General features: G+C 65.9%; 20 protein-coding genes. 4 read left to right on the top strand and 16 right to left on the bottom strand.

Annotation, left to right across the window (positions count from 1 at the left end; all coding sequences use genetic code 11):
- Positions 1 to 80: 80 nt before the first annotated feature.
- The 6 genes from AC07RM_RS23135 to AC07RM_RS23110 all read right to left on the bottom strand — a co-directional run bounded on the left by AC07RM_RS23135 (position 81) and on the right by AC07RM_RS23110 (position 5,655).
- The gene (locus AC07RM_RS23135; protein ID WP_495336017.1) at positions 81 to 1,499 is read right to left on the bottom strand and encodes a CsgG/HfaB family protein; all 1,419 of its coding nucleotides are present in this window, start codon (positions 1,497 to 1,499) and stop codon (positions 81 to 83) included.
- A gap of 12 nt (positions 1,500 to 1,511) precedes the next feature.
- Positions 1,512 to 2,084, bottom strand: a complete 573-nt coding sequence (locus AC07RM_RS23130) for a hypothetical protein (protein ID WP_495336016.1) — start codon at positions 2,082 to 2,084, stop codon at positions 1,512 to 1,514.
- An 80-nt stretch (positions 2,085 to 2,164) separates the two neighbouring features.
- Positions 2,165 to 2,941: a hypothetical protein gene (locus AC07RM_RS23125; protein ID WP_143129195.1), complete on the bottom strand. Its 777-nt coding sequence runs from the start codon at positions 2,939 to 2,941 to the stop codon at positions 2,165 to 2,167.
- The gene (locus AC07RM_RS23120; protein ID WP_495336015.1) at positions 2,938 to 4,266 is read right to left on the bottom strand and encodes an EAL domain-containing protein; all 1,329 of its coding nucleotides are present in this window, start codon (positions 4,264 to 4,266) and stop codon (positions 2,938 to 2,940) included. Before AC07RM_RS23120 ends, AC07RM_RS23125 begins: the two co-directional genes overlap by 4 nt.
- Positions 4,267 to 4,801: 535 nt before the next feature.
- Positions 4,802 to 5,005 carry a hypothetical protein gene (locus AC07RM_RS23115; protein WP_490875650.1) on the bottom strand — a complete coding sequence of 68 codons (204 nt, stop codon included), beginning with the start codon at positions 5,003 to 5,005 and terminating at the stop codon, positions 4,802 to 4,804.
- A complete protein-coding gene (locus AC07RM_RS23110) occupies positions 5,002 to 5,655 on the bottom strand; it encodes a TetR/AcrR family transcriptional regulator (RefSeq protein ID WP_495336014.1) in 654 nt (217 codons plus the stop codon). Before AC07RM_RS23110 ends, AC07RM_RS23115 begins: the two co-directional genes overlap by 4 nt.
- 309 nt (positions 5,656 to 5,964) lie before the next feature.
- Between AC07RM_RS23110 and AC07RM_RS23105 the strand changes: the two genes are divergently transcribed.
- From AC07RM_RS23105 to AC07RM_RS23095, 3 genes are all read left to right on the top strand, one after another.
- Positions 5,965 to 7,023 carry an alpha/beta fold hydrolase gene (locus AC07RM_RS23105; RefSeq protein ID WP_495336013.1) on the top strand — a complete coding sequence of 353 codons (1,059 nt, stop codon included), beginning with the start codon at positions 5,965 to 5,967 and terminating at the stop codon, positions 7,021 to 7,023.
- 156 nt (positions 7,024 to 7,179) lie between these two features.
- Positions 7,180 to 7,578, top strand: coding sequence for an ester cyclase (locus tag AC07RM_RS23100; protein WP_495336012.1), 399 nt, complete (start codon positions 7,180 to 7,182; stop codon positions 7,576 to 7,578).
- 60 nt (positions 7,579 to 7,638) lie between these two features.
- Positions 7,639 to 8,388 (top strand): SDR family NAD(P)-dependent oxidoreductase, encoded by a 750-nt coding sequence (locus AC07RM_RS23095; RefSeq protein ID WP_495336011.1) that lies wholly within the window; start codon positions 7,639 to 7,641, stop codon positions 8,386 to 8,388.
- Positions 8,389 to 8,430: 42 nt separating this feature from the next.
- Here the strand turns inward: AC07RM_RS23095 and AC07RM_RS23090 are convergent, their stop codons facing one another.
- The 7 genes from AC07RM_RS23090 to AC07RM_RS23060 all read right to left on the bottom strand — a co-directional run bounded on the left by AC07RM_RS23090 (position 8,431) and on the right by AC07RM_RS23060 (position 17,964).
- Positions 8,431 to 10,479: a prolyl oligopeptidase family serine peptidase gene (locus AC07RM_RS23090; RefSeq protein ID WP_495336010.1), complete on the bottom strand. Its 2,049-nt coding sequence runs from the start codon at positions 10,477 to 10,479 to the stop codon at positions 8,431 to 8,433.
- 20 nt (positions 10,480 to 10,499) lie between these two features.
- Positions 10,500 to 11,480: an LLM class oxidoreductase gene (locus tag AC07RM_RS23085; protein ID WP_495336009.1), complete on the bottom strand. Its 981-nt coding sequence runs from the start codon at positions 11,478 to 11,480 to the stop codon at positions 10,500 to 10,502.
- A gap of 12 nt (positions 11,481 to 11,492) precedes the next feature.
- Complete coding sequence (gcvPB, locus tag AC07RM_RS23080; protein WP_495336008.1) at positions 11,493 to 13,079, bottom strand: aminomethyl-transferring glycine dehydrogenase subunit GcvPB; 1,587 nt, start codon at positions 13,077 to 13,079, stop codon at positions 11,493 to 11,495.
- Complete coding sequence (gcvPA, locus tag AC07RM_RS23075; RefSeq protein WP_495336219.1) at positions 13,076 to 14,452, bottom strand: aminomethyl-transferring glycine dehydrogenase subunit GcvPA; 1,377 nt, start codon at positions 14,450 to 14,452, stop codon at positions 13,076 to 13,078. The genes gcvPB and gcvPA overlap by 4 nt, the downstream gene beginning before the upstream one ends.
- 63 nt (positions 14,453 to 14,515) lie before the next feature.
- Positions 14,516 to 15,697, bottom strand: a complete 1,182-nt coding sequence (locus AC07RM_RS23070) for an ATP-NAD kinase family protein (RefSeq protein WP_495336007.1) — start codon at positions 15,695 to 15,697, stop codon at positions 14,516 to 14,518.
- 38 nt (positions 15,698 to 15,735) lie between these two features.
- Positions 15,736 to 16,173, bottom strand: a complete 438-nt coding sequence (locus AC07RM_RS23065) for a nuclear transport factor 2 family protein (protein WP_296783961.1) — start codon at positions 16,171 to 16,173, stop codon at positions 15,736 to 15,738.
- Between the two features lie 144 nt (positions 16,174 to 16,317).
- Positions 16,318 to 17,964: an acyl-CoA synthetase gene (locus tag AC07RM_RS23060; protein ID WP_495336006.1), complete on the bottom strand. Its 1,647-nt coding sequence runs from the start codon at positions 17,962 to 17,964 to the stop codon at positions 16,318 to 16,320.
- 186 nt (positions 17,965 to 18,150) lie between these two features.
- On the opposite strand from AC07RM_RS23060, the gene AC07RM_RS23055 reads away from it, so the two are divergent.
- Complete coding sequence (locus tag AC07RM_RS23055) at positions 18,151 to 18,723, top strand: TetR/AcrR family transcriptional regulator (RefSeq protein ID WP_495336005.1); 573 nt, start codon at positions 18,151 to 18,153, stop codon at positions 18,721 to 18,723.
- 32 nt (positions 18,724 to 18,755) lie between these two features.
- Here the strand turns inward: AC07RM_RS23055 and AC07RM_RS23050 are convergent, their stop codons facing one another.
- The 3 genes from AC07RM_RS23050 to AC07RM_RS23040 all read right to left on the bottom strand — a co-directional run bounded on the left by AC07RM_RS23050 (position 18,756) and on the right by AC07RM_RS23040 (position 22,408).
- Complete coding sequence (locus tag AC07RM_RS23050; protein ID WP_495336004.1) at positions 18,756 to 20,669, bottom strand: TRAP transporter large permease; 1,914 nt, start codon at positions 20,667 to 20,669, stop codon at positions 18,756 to 18,758.
- A gap of 62 nt (positions 20,670 to 20,731) precedes the next feature.
- Positions 20,732 to 21,562, bottom strand: coding sequence for a cupin domain-containing protein (locus AC07RM_RS23045; RefSeq protein WP_093345189.1), 831 nt, complete (start codon positions 21,560 to 21,562; stop codon positions 20,732 to 20,734).
- A gap of 42 nt (positions 21,563 to 21,604) precedes the next feature.
- Positions 21,605 to 22,408, bottom strand: a complete 804-nt coding sequence (locus tag AC07RM_RS23040) for an SDR family NAD(P)-dependent oxidoreductase (protein WP_398492493.1) — start codon at positions 22,406 to 22,408, stop codon at positions 21,605 to 21,607.
- Positions 22,409 to 22,464: the final 56 nt, after the last annotated feature.

Here is a 22,464-nt window from a genome sequence, read left to right as displayed (position 1 = left end):
TTGGGTATTGATCAAAAGTTCCGAAAATTCGGTGGATCCGGAGGATCGATGTGGTGGTGGCGTTCAGCTTTCAGTGCGGTTTAGCTCCCTCGTCGTGTGTTCTCCTCTCGGGCTGGTTGAACCGGCCCGCCCTTGCCCGAGCCCGCGCCCTGGACGCGCAACTTGGCGACCTCTTGCAATCCCGGACCGTCGCGATGGATGGCCGTGTCGGCCTTGTCGGGCCGCCAGCTCACGCTGATGCCGCCAGGGGCGATCCCGCGCGAGATCAGCGCCGATGTCACGACGCCGATGCGCTGGTCCGTCAGCAGATCGCGTTTGCCTGCGTCCCAGTTCTCGGTGTCGCGCGCCACCAGCACCACTTCGGTGGGTGCCTTGGCGGCGGCCGCCGCGATCTGGTCGAGCAGATTCAAGGTGCCGCCGGTCAGTGCCGCGGCGCCGAATTCGAACGGGATCTGCACGCTCGCGCCGTCGCCTGTGCTGACGGACGATGCGTTGCTGGCCGCGTTGACGGCCTCGCCCGTGAGCACGCGCGCGCCGCTGGAGTCGACGATCGGGTTGGGAACCTTGCGAAGCGACTCCGCCGACTGGCGCGGCAGTTCATCGAACACGCGCATCCCGAGGCAGGGCTTCGGGTCGACCTTGGTGACGGCGGCGACCAGCCGGACCACGGCCTCTTCCAGCGCCGCGCGAATGCCCAGCTGCACCGGCTCCTGGCCCTTGGCACCGACGTCCACGTCGAACAGGTCGTTGCGGAAGAAGCGGAAGACGTTGAAGCCGACCTCGTAGCCGTTGAACTGCTTGGTCAGGCTGATGGTCTTGAGGATCATCAGCGTGCGGGTGTCGACGATGCGCAGGTCCACGCCCACCGACTGGCTGAAGGTCCTGGCCTTGATGCCGACCTGGTTGACGGCGAACTCGGCACCGCCCGAGTTGATGTTGTAGTTGAGCTCGGTGATGCCGCCGACGATGAAGTAGTCGGACTTGTTGATCGAGCCGCCGAAGTAGGGCAACCAGGGCACCACCTGGTTGCCGGTCGGTCCCGCCAGCTGGTGCGAGCGACCGTCGCCGAGCTGCCGGCGGTCGGCATAGCCGAGCTCGCGCTCCGCGATGACCGGATCGAAGCGCTCCGCGACCTGGACCGCGCCGCCCATCTTGCCCAGGGCCGAATACACCATCAGCGCACCGCCCTGCGTGATGGCGTTGCCCTCGTTGATGCTGTACTTGCCGGTGTAGTCCTTCACGTCTCCCACGGAGACCACGATGGGAGGCCTGGAAGTGGCGGCGACGTGATCGCCATAGCAGGCGAGCACGGCCTCCATCGGCGTCACGTTGTCGCGCACGGCCGGTCCGAGAACGATGGGGGCTTCCTTGGGCGCGGCACGTTCCTGCGGGGCGGTGACGCAGCCCGCGAGTGCGGCGAGTGCAACGGCCGCACCGAGCGTGCGTACCGCCGCGGTGGGCATCGGGCGTGGTGGTCGAGCGAAAGTGATCGATGTCATGACTGGATTCCGTCAGTTGAGCGTTCCGTAGGCACAGGCGGTGCTGCCGCTGACGCTTGCGCTCTGGCTGCCGCTGTTGGTCTGGTTGGAGTTGAGTGCCTGGGCTGCCCAGCCCTGCACCCCGGTGGTCGTGGAGCCGTTCACCTGGGAGCCGACGGTGCCAGCGTTGGCCTGGCCGGTGCTCACCGTGCCGCTGCCGCTCCAGCCGGTGTTGTCGTTGCCGGTCGAGGTGGCCGCGGCGCCGCTGGTGCTCGGCGAGTTGGCAACGGTGCTGTTCGAGCCCTGGTTGCCCTGCGCGGTCGCGCTGACGTCGCAGTTGAACTGGCGCTGGATGTAGGTGTTGTTGGTGGTGCTGGCGGCACCGTAGCTGCCGGCCTTGCGCCGCTGGACCATGTCCTGGATGGCGGCCTGGTTGGCCTTGTCGGCCGAGGTCTGGAACTGCCACGCGGAGTTCTCTCCGACGTTGTTCGCCATCCCCTGGCCCGCGCAAGCGATCAGGCAGGCCGCGACAAGACCCTTCTCGAGCGATCGGGTGATGTCGTGCACGCGCCAGAGCTTTGGGTGGGAATGAGGTGAAGTGGTCATGAGGTGTCCGTTTGCTTGTGGAGTGCGGTGGGAGGGCCTGGGCGAAGGGCCGCCGGCGGAGACGGCAGAAGGCAACGCGCTCATGTCGCGCCGCCCGTGTGCTCTGTCGAGGAGGCGCGGATGTCCAGGTGCAGAGCGATCTGCGACTTGTCGCTTCGTTGCGAGTGACGGGTCTTGGAAACGCCGGGCCGACGCCGAATCTGGCGCGGGAGATCGCCGCCTTCATCGACGTAGACGCTGCCTGCCGCGGACGTGCGCAGCGGAAGCAGATGGCCATGCGTGCGCATGCGCCGACGCAGGCGGCCGATGACCTTGGTGTGCAGCAGATCGATCGACGTTTCGCCCTCCTCCGCGTCCTCATCGCGACCGGGAACGAAGGCACCGGCGACGTCAACAACCGAGGTAGCGAGCGAGCGATTGAGTTCCCGGACCTCGTGCGGCGCCAGGAACTGGCTCGGCGCATGAGCCACCCGCAACAGCAGCGAGCGTTCCTGAGGCCGCAGTCGTACCTCGAAACCCTTCTCATCGGCCACGAGTCGCCAGCCATTCATCGCGAGCCGCCAACTGCTCGAGCCCAGCGAGACCTCTGCCGCGGCGGCGGGCGGCGCCGCGGGCCGGCCGGGACGCAGCTTTTCGCGGACCTCGCTTCTTCGCTGCTGGCGGATGGCCTCTTCGAGCGCCAGATACTGGGCATCGGTCGCGCTGTCGGCATCACTCGGCGCGGGCTTCGTGGCGGGCGGAAGCTGCACCCGGTTCCGGTTCGACTCATTGCAAACGAGCAGGTCACCCACGGTCTCCTGCAGCTGTTCCAGCAGAAGGCCCATGCGCGCGAGAAGAATGTGCATCTCGCCGTTCACGCGTACGCCTCCCCTCGCCCGAGCTTCGCGCTCTCGAGAAAGGAGCCCTCCAGCCACTGGGCCCCCGCGCGCAGCGCCAAGTGCATGTCTTCTTCGCGCTCGATGCCATCGACGACTGCATAGGTCGCCAGGTGGCCGGCCAGCGACACCATCTCCTGCAGCCCTTCCAGTCCGAACTCGCCGCCGCGGGCTCGACGCAAGAAGGACGGATCGACCTTCGCGATGTCGGGACGGCAGGCGTGAACGATGGCGAGGTCACCGTCGCGGCATCCGAGGTTGCGAACTGCAATGCGGCAACCCAGGCCTTGCAGGCGGCTGCAGAACTTGCGCATGGCCTCGAGTGCGCAGACAGCGCCGCTCGCGCTGAACTCCACCACCAGGCGCGAAGCGAGCATCGGCTCGGTCTGCAGCGCGGCGAAGAGGGAGGTCCACCAGTGATCGCAGTGCGCGCTTTGCGTCGAGAGGCGCACGCCGAGACGCAACGCCGGGCGCTGGCGCAGGATCGCCAGGGTCTTGCGCATCGCATGGCGATCCCACAGCCGCGCCAGGCCGAGTCGCTCCAAGCACGGCCCATAGAGGCTGTCGCGGACTGCGTCGGCGCGGCTTTCCTCCGGCACCGGCCCCGCGCTTGCAACGAGCGAGTGATACAGGGAGGTCGAGCCGCCATACACGCCGACCACCGGGCGCCAGGACATGCTGAGGAATCCTCGGGACAACGCGTCGGCCACCCGCACGGCGACGTCCATGTCGCTGCGGTATCGATGGCGCCAGCCATCCAGCTCCATCGGCTCGAACTCCGCGCATTGCTGGGCCGTCCATAGCGCGAGCTCGACGTCCGTGCTGTCCATCTCTGCAGGAGGGCGTACGTCGATCCAGTCGCTGTGCAGTTGCACCAGCGCTGCGATACCGCGGTACACGATCGGACGCTTGGCCACATGCGCGAGCAAGGACTCGAGGCGTTCGCAAGCCGAAGTCAGCGAGGAGTCAACCGGAACGGGGAAACTTTCGTTAGACCACAGCAAGTAGCAGTCATCACGCAGAAAGGCGAAGTCGGTGCTCTCCGTGCGAACGAACGAGAAACAGAGTCGGCGGCGGACCTCGCGACTGACGGCCATCGCGAAGTCGATGCCGTATGCCTGCGAGAGCTGTGGAAGATTCCCGATGAAGACGTATGCGCACGCACGTTGCTGCAACTGACTGGCAGTTGCATCGGTGCGGTTGTGAGCGCTCGCGATCGAAGAGATCAGCGTACGAGGCGAAACCGTCGTGCGGGCATGAAGTCCAGCAAAGAAACGATGTCCCCCGCTGGGCGATAGGGCAAGCATCCAAAACTCTCCAGAGTCTTGTTTCGAAAACGTCGACCTCGGGCGAGGCAACGTCGGTTGTTTTTCGAACGGCAAGACTCATCCCTCCCGCGGCACGCGGGTCTTTGCATGGAGTCCGGCTGTTTTCGCGCAGGCGCACCCATCCATACGAGCCGAAGCGGCTCGTTGAGCGAATGGGGCGTCTGGGGTCGTGGGCGAGTCGTCTACGTTCTGACGACCGGCTACCGCTGTGGGCGGTTAATGCTCGAGTGGTGCGCTAGGGCGAGCTGTCGAGATCCCTGGCGGCACTGTCTAAGGTGAGCTGCCTATAGCACGCGCGATCGTCATCGTTATCTCCGTTGCAAGCTGTAGTACGAATGGATACTACAGATAACGGTAGGAAACAGGTAGGTGCGCAGAATGAGTATGTGAATGCATTCACTTTTGGGAAACATTTCGCAGTAACGCGGCCCCGCATCCGGCGCGCTGTTTTCCCCACGCAACGATCTCGGGCTTCTACCGTATTTGTGGGATAGGCCACACGCGGAGATGCATGCTATTTGTCGCTCGCGATGAGCGTGCATTGGCCTGGCTTTGCGCGGATCGGAATTGCCTGTTGTTCTAGATCCGGCGTGCCAATGGGTGCAACAAAAATGGCAATGCGTTCACTCCTGGTGATCGCCCGCGCGAGCCGCATCGGCACGTGATGCTCACGCAAGACCGGCGGCAATTCGACGACAACCTGGGCAGGCGCAATCACCCCTGGCCATTCGTTCGAGCATCCCAACCCAGCATCGCGATCTCGATGATGCCCTCGAACTCCTCGCGGGTCGCTCCGTCGCGCGCCAGTATCGACATGCCGCTTTGCACCGTCTGTACGAAGCGTGCGAGCGCATGGATATCCGTGGTGCTCGCGATCTCGCCTTCTTCGACCGCTTGTCGAAGGCGATCCTCGAGTCGCTGCAGACCGACCCCGCGCGCCGATCGAAGTTGCTCGGCCAGCTTCTCATTGCCGACGCCCACCGATGAGAGCGCCACCATGCATCCATTGGAGTGCTCACCCGGCGATCCGCTCAGGAAAACGGCGGTATCCATCAACAGCCACCTGACCGCATCGCGGGCTTTCGCGGCCGCCTGGAATCCATTCCAGAAATGCGGCTCCTGCGTTTCGCCGTAGTGGCGAATCACCTCGGCATAGAGCGCCTCCTTCGAACCGAACGCAGCGTAGAGGCTCGGGGATGCGATCCCCATGGACTTGATCAGGTCGGAGATCGAGGTGGCTTCGTAACCCTTGGCCCAGAACAGTCGCGTTGCTTGCTCCAGGGCTTTGGCGCGATCGAACTCGCGCGGCCGTCCTCGGCTGCGTTCGATCTTCGAGGACTCGGCTTCCGTGCTGATCGATTTCTTCATCGCTCGATACATATAAGACAAATTTTCGAGCAGCGCTTGCCGGATCTCTCCGAGTCAGGACGACCTGCTTCCGTGGCATCTTATCGCACCGTTACAGATAGATGACACGTCGATGCGATGAGACCTCCCTGGTATCCAGGTCTGGCTGGCGGTTGAATCTCCACATCTTTCTAGCGGACGGTTGCAATACTTTATCGATCACCACATAATTCGGCCGTTCCAGGTCGCTTTCACCTTGCGAGGCCCAAGTGAAGACCGCGCCCTGCTTGAACGTCTTGTGGTTCGGCAACCTGCAACGAAAGGAATTCGATGGGACTCGCGCAAACACGGCCTTCGGGCTTGATGGCATCGGCACGCTGCAACCTGAGCGCCGTCCTTCTTGGCTTGAGCCTTCTTCTGCCAGCGGCGGCATCGGCCCAGACCACCGACAAAGGCAATCCCTACGCTTCGATGGATGTCTCCGATGAAGCCCTCGTGCGCGAGCTGAAGGGCTTCAAGAACGGCTTTGCCGATGTGAACGGCACCCGGCTGCATTACGTCGAAGGCGGGCAAGGCACGCCGGTCATCTTGATGCCGGGCTGGCCGCAGACCTGGTGGGCCTTTCACAAGATCATGCCGGCGCTGGCACAGAACCATCGCGTCATCGCGGTGGATCTTCGGGGCATGGGAACGTCGAGCAAGCCCGAAGGTGGCTACGACAAGAAGAACATGGCCGTCGACATCCGCGAGCTTCTCAAGAGCCTGGGCCATCAACGCGCGCACATCGTCGGGCACGACATCGGCTCGCATGTCGCCTACGCGTTCGCCGCTCAATTCCCGGAGGCGACGCTTTCCACCGTCTATCTCGATGTCTCCGCGCTTCCTGCATCCGTTGCCGACCTGAAGATGGTGCCCGCGAAGCCGCTGTCGGGCCCCTTCAAGGATCACTTCTTCATCTGGTGGTTCGCATTCCACCAAATGGATCAATTGCCTGAAGCGCTGATCGAAGGGAGAGCGCATATCTACCTCGACTGGTTCTGGAAGAACCTGCTCTACAAGCAGGATGCGCTCACGCAACGCGACCGTGCCGTCTATGCCAATGCCTACAACACGCCGGACGGCATACGCGGCGGGAACGGCTGGTACAAGGCCTTCCCTCAGGATCTCGAGGACAACGCTGCCTATCCGAAGCAGATCGACGTTCCCTCATTGGGGATTGGCGGCCTCGGCAATCCCCTGCTGGTCGATTTCATGCAGGCCCGCATCGTCAACCCGCAGATGGTCCACATTCAAGAGAGCGGCCACTACATCGCCGAGGAAGCGCCCGATCAAGTCGCCGATCTGACGCTGAATTTCTTGCGATCCACAGAGCGTCAAGGCCGCCGCTGACAGATGGCGAGCGAGATGGACGAAATGAATTCTCCAAAAGGACGACGCGACTTCGTGTGGCAGACCACCGCACTGGGTGGCGCATTGGCACTCATGCATGCAGGCGCGGCGTTCGCTCAGTCCCCGATCTCAACCCACACCCGAGGAGGCACGGCGATGTCCAGAAGCGAACTCAAGGCATTCTTCGAACGATACATAGCCGCGCTCAATGCGCACGACATGGATCGCATGACGGAGTTCGTCCATGAGCGGCTGACCCAGCACGGAAAAACGATCACCCGCGATGACGTCATCGCGTCGTTGAAGGGCCACATCGAAGCCGTGCCCGACTTCAAGTGGCGGGTCGTCGATCTCGCGATCGACGGAGATACCGTCGCCGCCCGGCTCTACAACATCGGCACCCCGGCGAAGCAATGGCTGGGACTCCAACCCACCGGAGTCACGGTGGAGTACGGCGAGTTCGCATTTCACAAGGTGCGCGACGGGAAGTTCTACGAACAGAACTACGCGATCGACGTGCTCGAGGTTCAGCGGCAGCTTGCCGGCAAGAAGTAGACAAAGTCGACGCGAGCCCCGCATCCCACATCCACAGCAATCAAGACCAAGGAAATCTTCATGATGGAACTCTCCAACAAGACCGCACTCGTTGTCGGCGGCAGTGGTGGCATCGGCGCGGCCATCGCGCTCACGCTGGCGCGCCAAGGCGCCGACGTCGCCATCACCTATGCGCGTTCGGCCGAACGTGCTCAATCGGTGATCGAACAGGTACGCCAGGCCGGTCGCAAGGGCTTTGCCATTCAGGCCGACGCGCTCGAACGTGGCGCGACCGCGCGTGCTGTAGAAGCGGTCGTTTCCGAATTCGGGAAGGTCGATATTCTGGTGTCCGCCGCCGGCGTGTTCGACGCCGCGCCCATCGATGAACTGGATGGTCATCGCTTCGACGCCACTTTCGACATCCATGTGCGCAGCGTTTTCGAAGCGGCGAAGGCTGCGGTTCCCCACATGCAGGACGGCGGCACGATCGTTGCCATCGGCTCCGCCTTCGGGCAGGTGGCCAATTTTCCCGGGCTCTCGATCTATACCGCGTCGAAAGCGGCGGTGGCGGGACTCACGCGCGCCTTGGCGCGGGAACTCGGCAGCCGTGGCATTACCGTGAACACGGTCAATCCCGGACCGACCGACACCGAAATGAATCCGGCGGATCCGGACCGGAATCCGCACTCGGTCGCGCATGCCAGGATGATGGCCATCGGACGTTACGGCAAGCCGGAAGAAGTCGCCGCGCTCGTCGCGTTTCTCGCATCGGAGCACGGCCGTCTCATTACCGGCCAGGCCATCAACGCCGACGGCGGATGGACTGCGTGACGAAGCACGCCTGGCCGGCAGCGACCAGCGCCACGGTCGCCTCTACTTCAGCCCCGTCCAATGCGCGGCGAAGGCCCACTTGTCGGCCAGCTCGTCGATCACCTTCGTCATTGGTTTACCGGCACCATGGCCCGCGCGGGTCTCGATGCGCACGAGGTGCGGCCGCGACCCGGTGTCGACGGCCTGGATCGCCGCGATGTATTTGAAGGTGTGTGCGGGCACCACGCGATCGTCGGTGTCGGCCGTCGTGGCGAGGATCGCGGGATAGCGTTTGCCGGCGGCCACGTTGTGATACGGCGAGTAGGCCAGCAGGGTCTCGAAGTGCGCCGGGTCTGCCGGATCGCCGTACTCGCCCGTCCACAGGTGGCCGCCGGTGAATTGGTTGAAACGCAGCATGTCCATCACGCCGACGCCCGGCAAGGCGGCCGCGAACAACTCGGGGCGTTGATTGACGACCGCGCCCACGAGCAGGCCGCCGGCGGATTCCCCATGGACTGCCAGGCCATCCTCGGATGCGATCCCGCGGTCGTGCAGATATTCGGCGGCGGCGATGAAGTCGTCGAAGCTGGTCTGCTTCCTGTCCATGCGCGCGCCGTTGTGCCAGGCCTTGCCGTACTCCCCGCCACCGCGGATGTTGGCAATGGCCAGCACGCCGCCCTGCTCGACCCACGCCAGCTGGTCGGGTGAATAGAACGGAACCATGCTGATGCCGAAGCTGCCGTAGCCATGCAGCAGCGTGGGCGCCGCGCCGACCGCGTCGTCGCGCCGCACGATGAACATCGGCACGCGGGTGCCGTCCTTCGCGTCATGGAAATGCTGCTCGACCACGATGCGTTCGAGATCGACACCCACCTTCGGTGCTGCCCACACGGCCTGCGTGTTGGCGGCCACGTCGTAGCGGTAGATCGTGGTCGGCGCATTGAAGCTGGTGAAGACGAAGAAGGCCTCGTTGTCGTCGCGATGGCCCTGGAAGCCGCCCGCGCTGCCGATGCCCGGCAACGCGATCGTGCCGTCGGGCCGGCCGTCGAGCGTGTAGCGCCGGATCTCGCTCTTGACGTCGACGAAATAGGTGGCCATCAAGCGCCCGCCGACCAGCCAGGCATGGCTCAGCACCGCGGTGTCTTCGGGCACCAGTTCGACCTCGACCGGATTCTCGGCCGCGAGGTCGAGGGTCACGATCCTGCGGCGCTCCGCCGCATGGCTGGTCAGCACATAGAGCGTGCTGCCCCTGTCGCCGACCACCGTCCACTCGTTCTCGAAATCGCCGACCAGCGTGCGCGTCTCCCAACCGTCGCTGGCGAGGTCCACGACGGTCAGCGAATTGGTCTGGGAGCCCGGCGTGGAGTAGATCAGCGCATGCCGGCCACCGCTGGTGACATCGGGAAAATGCAGCAGCTCGGGCCGCTCGGGCGTCGCGTACAGCAGCCGGTCTTCCGACTGCCGCGTGCCGATCGCATGAAAGTAGACCGCGTGGTTGGCAAGGGCCGCCTGTGACGCGGCACCGTCGCCGGGCTCGGGATAGCGTGCATAGAAGAAGCCGGAGCCGTCGGCGGCCCACGCGATCGCCGTGAAACGCACCCACTCGACCTTGTCTTCGAGCACCTCACCGGTGGCCACACCGACGATCTTGATGGTCCGCCAATCGGTGCCGCTCTCCTGAACCGCATAGGCGACATGGGCGCCGTCCCTGGATGCGGCCCATTCCGCCAGCGCCACGGTGCCATCGTCGGACCATGTGTCGGGATCGAGGAGCACGCGGTCCTCCCCCTCCACGCCTTCGCGCACGAGGAGCGTGGGCTGGTTCTTCAGGCCGGACTGGCGCAGGTGGAAGTAGCGCCCGCCACGCGGGTGGGGCGCGGTGAAATGCTCGTGGTCGAACAGCGCGGTCAGCCGCTCGCGAAAAATATCGCGCGCGGGCAGCGATGCCAAGGCGCCCGCCGTCAGCTCGCTCTGCGCCTGGATCCAGGCCGCCACGTCGGCGTCGCTGCGCGCGTCGGCTTCGAGCCAGCGAAAAGGATCGGTGACCTTACGGCCGAACAGCTCATCGACGACGTCGACACGACGGGTTGTGGGATAGGCCATCTTGGTCATGAGAGGTTCGGACACCTTGTTCAGCTTCCAGCCTTGTCTTTAGTGAGATCTCGAGATACCGCATGCGCAGGGAAATGCGGCACCACGAACTCGCCAAGCTCCTGGACCACCTCGGCCGCCGGGCGCGATCCGTATTTGAGATTGAAGCCGACGTGGTTCACGCCAATGTCCCTCAAGGCGCCGAGGTACTCGACGAGAAAACGGTGGCCGGACTTGAAGCCCAGGAAGATGGGCGTGGGCGCTGCATCGGGATCTTCGGCCAGATCGATGTAGAGCGACTGTGCAAAGGGCTTGAAGCCCTGATGCAACGAGCGCCATTGACGGATCGTCACGGCCTGCGGGTCCACGTTCTGCGGGTAGTGCAGCCATCCATCCGCGTGCTGCGCGATCCACGCGACCGACTGGCGCGAGTGGCCCGTGACCAAAACCGGAATATCGCGCAGCGCCGGCTTGGGCAGCGTGTCGCCACCCGACAGGTCGACCCTGGGTGTAGCGACACGCGGGAAGTCCTCCCGCCAGGCCGTACGCATGACGGCGAGTGCTTCACGAAACAGCTCGCCGCGGTTGTCGAGCGATTGGTTGAAGGCTGCGAATTCCGTCGGCCGGTCGCCGGTGGCGAGCCCCAGCACCAGGCGCTGGTTCGAGAGCCGGTCCACGGACGCGGCGGCCTTGGCGACATGCAGGGGATGCCGCAGCGTCGTGATGATGCTGCCGGTGGCCAGCGCGATGCGCGAGGTGTGCGCCCCCACATGGCCCATGAACACCCAGGGGTCGTAGATATGCCCCACGTCGCCGAAGGAAGGCACATGGAGGGGCACGTCCCTGAAATAGAGCGCCGCGAAGCCGTGCGACTCGGCCATCTTCGCGATGCCGACCTGGCTGGCCACGTCCATCTCCGGGATCGCGCCCTGGTAGGACTCGATCGCGAAGAAGAGGCCCAGCGTCAGCTGCCCCTCCTTGAACATGGCCGCGTAACCGGGGTGCTTGTCGAAATTCGTCATGCCTTGGCCAACTCAGTGCCCGTGCCGGGGCACAGCGTCCAGAGGGCGCTTCTCCAGCTTGCTCTTGCGCTGGTAGGCGCGCCAGGTCATGGCCCAGTGCTCGGGGTTGTCGATCAACGCGTTCTTCAGTCGGTGCACCGCCTGGTTGTGCGGGGCCGTCTTCACGAGCTCGGGATTCGAATAGGCTTCGTCCGAGATCCGGGCCAGCACGGCAATCCAGGTGTCGAGGGCTTCCTTGCCATACATCTCGCCCGCCTCCGGCGTGAAGGGCTCGGGAACCAGCCACGGATGGTGGCTGGTCCACATCGGGTCGATGCCGAAATCGGCCATGCGGTTCTGCACGTCATGCACGTCGACACCGGTGTCTTCCTTGAGCTGCTGGAGGCTGTAGCGCGTCATCTCGAGGCGCGGGCTCTTCGCATCGGGATGGGAGCGCGTGACGCCGCGAATCGCGAGCAGGCCGCGCTCCATGTAGTTGTTCGCGAGCACCGACAGGTCCGAGGCCTCGGCCATGCCTTCGGCCCCCATGGAACGCGACCACGCATACGCCTTGACGATCACCGGCAGGTTGCCCCAGAACTCGCGGATCTTGCCGCAGCTCTGCGGCCGGTCGTAGTCGAGGCTGTAGCGCTCGCCGTCGAACGCCACCAGCGGCTTGGGCATGAAGGGCGCGAGTTCGGCCGAGCAGCCATAGGCGCCGACCGCGGGGCCACCCACGCCGCTCTTGGGCGCACCGAAGGTCTTGTGCAGCATGAACATGCAGGCATCGAACCCCAGCTCGCGGGCGCGGATCTTGGTCATCGCACCGTTGAAATTCGCGTGGTCGTAGAAGCTGATGCCGCCCGCTTCGCGCACGATGCGGGTCCACTCGCGGATCTCCGGGTTGTAGACGCCCATGTCGTCGGGGTTGTTGAGCATCAAGGCGGCCGTGCGGTTCGAGACGGCGGCCTTGAGCGCTTCGAGCGACGGGTAGCCGTTCTCCTCGATCATCAGCGTGATGACCTTGAACCCGGCCGCGGCGGCGGTGGCCGCGCTGCTGGGATGGGTCTGGATCGTGGTGATGATCTCGTCGCGCTGCGCGAGCTCGCCGCGTGCCGCGTGGTAGGCACGGGTCACGGCGCAGCTCGTGTAGGCGGCGTCCGCGCCGCCGCCGGCCTGGAACACGAACTGGTCCATGCCCGAGAGCTCGCGCAAGATCTTGTCCATCCCGTGGACGATCTCGAGCGCTCCCTGCATCGTGTCCTCGTCCTGGTACGGATGCAGGTGCGTGACCTCGGGCCGCCAGGCCATCGCCTCGTTGATCTGCGCGTTGTATTTCATCGTGCAGGTGCCGAACAGGCTGATGTTCATCATGCCCAGGGTCTGCTGCGACAGGCGCAGATAGTGGTAGAGCACCTCGGGTTCCGACAGCTCCGGCAGCGCGGGCTTGCGCGCTCGCCGCATGGTCGAGGGAATCAAGTCCGCGGCATCGCCGACCGTGGCGCGCACCGTGTCTTCGACGGGAGAGAAGAGAACGCCTCGGCGCCCTGGGTGGCCCATTTCGAGAATGACGGGCTCGCTCCATACCGGAGCGTGATATTCGCGCAGCTTGGTGTTCATGGTTGGATCGCTTTCTGGATGGCGTCGGCCAGGCGCTCGATGTCGGCCAGCGTGTGGATTTCGGTCACGCAGTACAAGGCGCTGGCGCCGAGCTCCGGGAAGTCCTTGCTCAGGTCCTTGCCGCCGAAGATGCCGAGCGCGAGCAGCCGCTTGTTGATCTGCGCCACGGGCACCCCGGTGCCGTCGAAGTTGACGACGAACTCCTTGAAGAAGCCCTCGGGAAAGACGACGCGCACCCCGGGGATCCGGCCCAGCAGCCGGGCGGCATGGTGCGCTCGTTGAAGAATGAGCTCGCCGACTTCCTCGAAGCCCTGGGGACCCATCATGGCCATGTACACCGAATTGGCGATCGCCCACATGTACACGGAATGCCCGGTCCAGTCGTTGCCCTTGTCGCGCAGCCCGTACGACGATTGCTCGAACAGGCTCAGGCCGAATCCGTACTCGCCCTCCTTGGTGGTCTCGGAGATGCTGATGAACAAGGTCGGGTACTGGTGGGCATAGCGCTCCTCGTCGCGCGAGGCGATGAAGCCGGCGGCGCCGCCGCCGCCGTTCATGTGCACCCCCAGCGGCTGGGTCGTTCCCACGACGATGTCGGCGCCATAGTGGACGGGCGCGGACAACACGCCCAGCGAGATGGCGTCCACGCCGACGATCACCTCGGCCCCCACGGCGTGGGCCAGTTCGGCGATCTGCGCGCCGTGCTGTTCGATCACACCGAAGTACGACGGCGTTTCGAAGTACACGGCGGCGGTCTTCGACGTGAGCGTCGCGCGCAGATGGTCGAGGTCCATCAGGCCGGTCGCCGGGTCGTAGTCGACCATGCGTATCGCGATATGGCTGGCCATGTCGACCGGCTCGCACAGGCTCTGGATGACCGCGAGTCGCTCGGGGTCGATGGCGCGAACGACGACGACCTCGTTGCGGCTCGTGATTCTGGACGCCATGCGAATGGCGTGGCCGGCGGCAACGCCCCAGCTTCGCACCGGCAGCCCGACCAGGTCCATGTCGAGCAGTTCACCGAGCTGGCTGCAGAACTCGAACCAGGCCTGGTTGCGGCCATGGTCGGAACTGGGCTCGCCGAAGACCGAGGTCAGCCATTCGTTGCGGCGCACGACCTCGTCGCAGGCAGCAGGCACGTGATGCTGCCAGCAACCGGCGCCGAGAAAGTTGAGGTTCTGCTCGGCGGTCCTGTTCCTGGCGAGCGTCGTCACCATGTGCCGTCGCAGCTCGCTTTCGGTGAGCGCCGGCGGCAGGTCGATCGGACGCTGCAGGCGATGTTCGCGCGGAATCTGCTCGAACAATTCTTCGATGGTCTCCACGCCGATGGCGTCGAGCATCTCCCGCTTGATCGCGGGGACCGAGTTCGCCATGTAGGGATGGGCGGTACCGTTATGCATCTGGAGTTCCTTCACTTGAATCTGGCATGGATAGGGTCACGATCTGACTTTGAAATACACCGTGCGATCGGGCGCCGTGCGAAGCGGCAGGTAGCCGCTCAACATGGCGTCCACTTCTTCGTCGCCCGTATCGACGTGCAGCGCACCCGATTCCAGGGCGACGAGTTTTTCCAGGGTCGCGACGATCTGGATGTGGTCGCGTCCGACCTGGCGAATCACGTCCGCGCTGATCTGCTGGTTCCCTCGTCCGAACAGGCTGCCGTGCCCGCCGAGCACGCTGACGACGATGTAGCTTTCGCGCCCCTGCATCAGCTGGAGCAGCGCGTGCTCATCGAGGTCGGCGCCGACGAGTGCACCGTCGAGCACGGCGTCCACGCCCAGCAGCGTCTTGGGCAAGCCGAGCGCCGACATCACGCGGCGCGTCGTGGTGCCCGGCCCCAGGATGTAGAGGCAGCCGGGGCGCATCTGGCGGGCCAGCTGCCGCGACACGGCCTCGAGCGCCACGTTCTCGGACAACCCCGATCCGGCCTTGGCGTTCTGCGCGAGCTGGCGGTGATGCGGGCTCTGGGCGTAGCCGTAGAGTCGGGCCGACATCCTGTCTTCGCGCATCGCCATCTCGTCGATGTCCATCACCTCGGCCTCGCGAAGCCGCACCGATGGATCGCCCTCGATGAAGCGTGCCGCGAGGTCGCCCGCGTTCTGGGCGCTGGTGCCGAAAACGGCGGAGTACATCTTCACGCCCGTTGGAATTCCGAGCATCGGCACTCGATCACCGGCAACGCCCAGCACGTCGCGCGCGGTGCCGTCGCCCCCTGCGAACAGCAGCAGGTCGACGCACTCGCGCAGCATCGCGGCCACGGCGTCCCGCGTGTCCGCGGGGGTGCTGCCCGCATGCGGCTTGCCGTGGACCACGACCGGATGCAAGCCGGCCTGCAGTGCGACATCCTCGCCGAGCTCTCCCTGCGCAGTGACCAGCGAGAACTCGGCCTCCGAGGCCGCCAGCTTCTTCAGCGCCTGCAGGGCTCTTTCGCTCGAGACCGGCCGCGCACCCCGCCGTCTCGCCTCGTCCAGCACGTCGGCACCGTCGGTCCCCTTGAGGCCGACGCGCCCGCCCATGCCTGCGATCGGATTGACGATCAGGCCGATCTTCTTCGCGCTCGCGACTTGGCGAAGGGATGCGTCGGCGGGTGCGGCAACCTGCACGTTCCGGTCAGTCATCGGGGTGGTCCTGTTCGACATCGGGCATCGCGCCCGGACTACAGGCGTGGCTCCTTCTGCGGTTCACCCCCGCCCCAGTAGAGCCAGGTCCAGCCATCGGTCTTGCGCCTGAAGATTCCTGTCGCCACGTACGGGACCACCGCCGGCGCACCGGCTTCCATCTTGTGGCCGTCGATGCGGATCTGGGCCCAGGCGATGTCGCCCTGCATCCAGCACAGGACGACCTTCGGCTCCCAGCGAATACCCAGCGTGGTCACCCATCGCACGCCGGCCTGTGCCTTCTCGGGTCCGATGAAGTACTCGTCCAGGCCGGAGCCGGCGATCACGATGTCCGGGTCCGCGAAGTACGCGGCGACGCCCGAGTCGGGTGTGGAGAGCGCGTGCAGCGTCTGCGCGATGAAGCCGTGGAGGGACTTCCGCGTCGCCGCATCGGCAATCATGGATGGCGACTGGTAACCGATGAGACTTTCGATCATGAATACTCCTGTGCAAGGACGGGGTGGGTGGACGAGCAAGAAAACCGGGCGTGCGCGGACCCTCCCCACGTGTCGTGGAGAGTCTGCGGCATGGGTGTGCCGCTACATGGCGGGGGAACTAGAAGGCTTCGGCCTGGCGCGCGCTCATTCGAGCGCCTCCACCGAACTGGCCTTGCGGCGGAGCTGGAACTTCTGGATCTTTCCGGTCGCCGTCTTGGGCAGCGCCTCGAATCGAACTTCGCGCGGGATCTTGTATTTGGCGAGCATCGTTCGGCAGTGGGCCATCAGCTGTTCCGCCGTGGCCTCGGTGCCCGGCCGCAACTCGACGAATGCCAGGGGCGTCTCGCCCCATCTGGCATCGGGCTTGGCGACGACAGCGCACGACAGCACGGCCGGATGGCGATACAGGGCATCCTCGACCTCGATGGAGCTGATGTTCTCGCCGCCGGAGATGATCACGTCCTTGCTGCGATCGCGAATCCTGGCGTAGCCATCGGGTTCCAGGACCGCGAGGTCGCCCGTATGGAACCAGCCGCCCTCAAAGGCGCTGTCGGTGGCGGCCTCGTTCTTCAGGTAGCCCTTCATCACGATGTTGCCGCGAAACATGATCTCGCCGATGGTTTCGCCATCGGCCGGCACCGCTTGCAGGGTGACCGGGTCGCGCACCGTCATGTCTTCCTGCAGCGGATAGCGCACGCCTTGCCGTCCGTTCAACCGCACCTGCTCGGCCAGACTGGCCTGGTCCCAGGACGGTTGTCTGGCAGAAACGGCCGCGGGCCCGTACACCTCCGTCAGTCCGTAGACGTGAATCATCTCGATGCCGAGACGGGCCATGCCCTCGATCATGGCGGCGGGCGGCGCGGAGCCCGCGACCATCGCACGGACCTTGTGCGCGATCGCGAGTCTGTCTTCGGCGGGCGCCGCGATCAGGAGGTCGTGCACGATCGGTGCCGCGCTGTAGTGATCGGCCGCGTGGTCCCGCATGGCGGCGAAGATCGCCTTGGCTTCCACCTTCCGCAGGCACACATGCACGCCGCCGAGAAGCGCCACCGTCCAGGGGAAACACCAGCCGTTGCAATGGAACATCGGCAGGGTCCAGAGATAGCGTGCGAAGGGAGGCATCGTCCAGACCGCGACGTTGCACACCGCGTTCAGGTACGCCCCGCGATGGTGTGTCACCACGCCCTTCGGATCGCCGGTGGTCCCCGAGGTGTAACTGACGGCGATGGCATCCCACTCGTCGAGCGGCCCTTGCAGCTTGGGCACCGGCAGGTGGGAAACCAGGAGCGCCTCGTACGCGTGCTGGCCGACGCGTTCGTGAGGACCGATGCGTTCGGAATCGCACACGTCGATCACGATCGGCGTGCGGCCATGGACCTGCTTCAGCGCGCGCAACGCTTGCCGCATGACCGGTGCGAACTCGCTGTCGGTGATCAGCACCCGGGTCTCGCAGTGGTTCATCTGCCAGGCCAGCAGGTCCGCGTCGAGCCGGGTGTTCAGCGTGTTGAGCACCGCGTTGATGCCCGGCACCGCGTAGTGCGCTTCGATCATCTCGGGCGTGTTGGCGAGCATGACGCTGACCGTGTCGCCTCGTCGCACCCCGAGTTCGCGCAGCGCGGCAGCCAGCCGGGCCGACCTGTCCCTGCACTGCGACCAGCTGAAGCGGCGATCGCCGTGAATCACGGCGGGCATGTCGGCGAAGACCTGCGCGCTTCGCTCGATGAAGCTCGTCGGCGACAGCGGCTCGAAGTTCGCCGCGTTCCGGTCCAGCCCCTGCTCATAGATGTTCATCGCGATTCCCTCGGCTGCGATCAAGTCCAGGATGTCCAGGCGGCGGCGCGACGCTTTCCAGAGCACCCGCCAGCAACTAACATACGCCTCGTATGTGAGTATGCTATTTCACATACGCGCCGTATGTCAATTCACATACGCCGCGTAGGTCAATTTGAGGATTTCATGGCACAGAAGCGTTCGGACATGATCTTGGAGACCCGTGCCAAGCTCATCAAAGCGGCAAGAGAATCGTTTGCCACCCAGGGATTCGCGCAGAGCTCGATGGACGTGCTGACCGCCCAGGCCGGGCTCACGCGCGGCGCCCTCTACCATCACTTCGGGGACAAGAAGGGCTTGCTCGAGGCGGTGATCGCGCAGATCGACGCGGAGATGACGGCCCGGCTCACCGCCATCGTCGATGAAGCGAAGACGACCTGGGACGGCTTCATCGACGAAAGCATTGCCTACATCAAGATGGCGCTCGAGCCGGAGATCCAGCGCATCGTGTTTCTCGACGGACCGGCGGTGCTGGGCGATCCATCGCGCTGGCCCAGCCAGAACTCCTGCATCATGAGCACGCAGCGCAGCATCGAGAAGCTCATCGCAGAGAAGACGGTGCAGCCCGTCGATGCGCCTGCCACGGCGCGACTGATCATGGGCGCATTGCTCGGGGCGTCGTTGTGGATCGCCAGTGCGGAGGACCCGCACGAGGCTTCCCAAAAGGCGATCGACGGTTTTTTGGCTCTTGCATCTGGGTTGCGTCTCGCCGCGGTTTAGGCGAGGCGGCCTCTCCGTCCGCCCACGGGACGCTACAGGAAGCCGATCGAGATCCAGGGCACGAGCGCGATCAGCAGCAGCCCGGCCAGCAGCGCGCCCATGTACGGCAGGATGGCCTTCATCCCGCGGTCCGGCGAGATGCGGCCGATGGCGCAGGCCGTGTAGTAGCCCACGCCGAACGGCGGCATGAACAGGCCGATGCCCATCGCCAGCACCACGACCATCGCGTAGTGCACCTCGTGCACGCCGATCTCCTTGGCGATCGGGAACATCAGCGGCCCGAACAGCACGATCGCGGGAATGCCCTCGAGCACCGAGCCCAGCAGCACGAACGCGACGATCGACAGCGCCAGGAAGGTGTAGTGCCCGCCCGGCACGCCGGCGAGCGCCGCCACCAGGTCGCGCGAGAAGCCCGACTGGGTCAATGCCCAGGCCATGGCGGTCGCGGCGCCGATGATCAGCAGGATCGCGCCCGACAGCGCGGCGGTCTCGGCGAGCATCGCGCCGAGGCGGCGCCACGGCAGGCCCTTGTTGATGAGCCAGCCCGCCACCAGCGCATAGACGATGCCCACGGTGGAGACCTCGGTGGCGGTGGTCACGCCCTCGACCACGGCGGCCCGGATCAGGAACGGCAGCGCGAGCCCCGGCAACGCGAGCAGCAGCGTGCGGCGCACCGTGCGCCAGTAGGCGGCCGAACGCAGCAGGCCCGGCGCGGCATCGACGACGTCGTTGCGGCAATGGAACCCCACCACCACGGCCAGCGCGAGCGCCATCACCACCGCGGGCAGGATGCCGCCGGTGAACAGCGCGGCGATCGAGACGCCCGTGGCCGAGCCGATGGTGATCAGCACCAGGCTCGGCGGAATGGTTTCGGACATCGCGCCCGAGGACGACAGCAGCGCGACCAGGTCGCCCTCGTCCACGCCGCGCTTCTTCATCTCGGGAAAGAGCCCGGGCGCGATGGCCGCCATGTCGGCCGCCTTCGAGCCCGAGATGCCCGACACCAGGAACATCGCGCCGAGCAGCACATACGAGAGGCCGCCGCGCACGTGGCCGATCAGCGCGGCCAGGAACGACACCAGGCTGCGCGCGATGCCCGTGGCCTCGATCAGGAGGCCCAGGAACACGAACAACGGCACCGACAGCAGGATCAGGTGGCTCATGCCCTCGTCCATGCGCGAGACCACCACGCTCAACGGCGTGGAAGTGGTGACCGCCAGGAAGGCCACGGTGGCCAGCGCGAACACGAAACCGATCGGTGCACCCGCGAACACGCCCGCGCCGACCAGCAGCACGAAGAACACCAGCAGCCGGTAGTTGCCGATCTCCATCAGCCACGGGCGCAGCAGCCACAGCGCGGCCGCGATAGCCGCCAGCAGCACGACGGCCCCCGCCACATGCGCCAGGCGTTCGCGCCGCAGCAGGGTGAGCAGCGCGAAGGCCAGCATCAGCACGAGCCCGGCCGGCATGGCGGCCGCGCGCCAGATGTTCGGCAGGTGCAGGGTCGGCGTGCTGATGAAGGCCTCGTCCTGCGCGTACTCGATCGCGGGCCAGGCCAGCGCCAGCAGCACGGCCACGCAGACCATCACGGCGAGCGTCGCGAAGAAGCGCCGCCTGGGCTCGTCGAGCCCGTTGACGAGCGCCGCCATGCGCATGTGCTCGCCGCGGCAGAAGGCCAGCACCGCGCCCAGCATCGCCAGCCACAGGAAGAGGATCGAGGCCAGCTCGTCCGACCAGGTCAGTGGCTGGCGGAACACGTAGCGCGACACGACGCCGCACAGCAGCAGCACGATCTCCGCGGCCACGAGGACGCAGGCCAGCACCTCGACGATGCGCACCGCGGTACGGGTCGCCCGCTGGAGCAAGCCCGAGTCCGCGGCCTCGGAAGCGTGCGACCGCTGCGCCGGCGGATCCACGGCGGCCGCATGCAGGGAGTTGGTGTTCATGGCACTGCCGATCTTTTTCTTGGGAAGGACGTGGGGGCCCGGGTGCGGTCGCCGCGCCGGGATCAGAACCCGAACAGGTCGGGGGCCTCGAGATCGCTCCAGGCGGTAGGACCGTCGGCCCAGGCCAGCAGCGTGCAGCCGAACTCCGAGCCGATGGCGACCTCGGTGCCGGGCTCCACGATCACGAAGTTGGCGGGGCCGGCGCGCCGGCCATCGATCGTCATCTCGCCGCCGAGCACGAAGAACTCGGTCAGCGCCGAGGTCTTGAAGACCGGCACGCGCGAGCGCGGCAGCATCGTGAGGCAGACGTGGCGATGGTTCACCGCGGCGCCGGGGCGACCGTGCTGCGCGGGGCGCCCGTAGTCGAAGATCATGCGGCGGGTGACACCGGCCGCGGCGGTCGGCACCGCCTGCACGCGCGCCACCTCGATGCTGAGCGTGGGCGTGAGTTCGGGCGCGGGATTGCCGAAGTCGCCATGGCGCGAACCATGGTGCAGCGTGTGCAGCGAGAAGTCCTGCGGATAGAGCACCGGCGCCTCGAGGCGGTTGACCATCGAGGTCTTGCAGTAGCACATGGCGTCGTGCGTCGAGCCTTCGAGGTTGATGCCGGTGACGCCTTCCTTGTAGGTGTCCCAGTGGTCGGTCAGCGAGCCGCCGAGCATGTAGCTGCTGGTGACGCCGGTGTGCTGGTGCAGGCCGCTGGCCACCAGCGCATCGAAACCCAGCAGGCCCAGGAACTCGCCCTGGCCTTCGTTGCCGCGCACGAGCTTCTGGTGCAGGCCCGGCTTGCCGGCTTCGACCCAGGGGGCGGCAGCGACGTCGTGGATGTGGATCGTGGCATCGCGCAGTCGCGCCGGACGTTCGGCGACGGCGGTGTTCGAGGAGGGCAGCATGGTGGGTTTCCTTTATGGGATGGAGTGGATGGAAAGTCGGAATCAGGAGGCCTCGGAGGCCTCTCGCAAGCGCGCGGCGGCCAGCAGCCCGGCGGCCGTCATGCCGCCGTCGATGGCGATGACCTGGCCGGTGCAGTAGCCGCTGAGCTCGTCGTCGAGCAGGGTGGCGATGACGCTCGCCACCTGATGGGGCGTGCCGTAGCGCCGCTGGGGAATGCGCTCGAGCAGCGAGGCGCGCGTGGCGGGCGAATGCATGGTGGCCACCAGCGGTGTCTCGATCGCGCCCGGCGCGACCGCGTTCACGCGGATCGCGGCCTCGGCCAGCTCGACGGCCATCACCTTGGTCAGCGTGACGAGCCCGCCCTTGGAGGCGCCGTAGGCGCTGCGTCCCGCGTTGCCCACCAGGCCCGAGGCCGAGGCGATGTTGACGATGGCGCCGCCGCCCTGCGCGGCCATCCGGCGCGCCGCGGTGCGCGCGACGACGAAGGCGCCGACCAGGTTGACCTCCAGCACCTGGCGGAAGGTGCGCGTGGGCGTGTCGAGGAAGGGAATCTCCGCGCCGATGCCGGCCGACTGCACCAGGCCCGCGATGCGGCCGAAGCGCGCCTGCGCGCGTTCGAACATGCGCTCGACCTCGGCCTCGTCGGTGACGTCGCAGGGCATGAGGCAGGCGAGGTCCAGCGGCAGGTCCGCGCGGTCGCGCAGCGCATCGATGGCCCGGGCGTTGGCATCGGCCACGACCACGCGCTGCCCGCGTTGCCACAGCAGCTCGACGGTGGCCAGGCCGATGCCGGAAGCCCCGCCGGTCACGACCGTGGCGCCTTTTGTTTTCGATTGATGGTCCATTATGTGTACCTACTTTGGAATCGGCTTGTTCGGGATTCTCCCGTCTAGCCGCAATG

The sequence above is a fragment of the Variovorax sp. GW821-FHT09B05 genome (genome assembly GCF_059418265.1).
The sequence above is the reverse complement of the archived record's forward strand: the minus strand, read 5'-3'. Positions and strand labels throughout refer to the sequence as shown.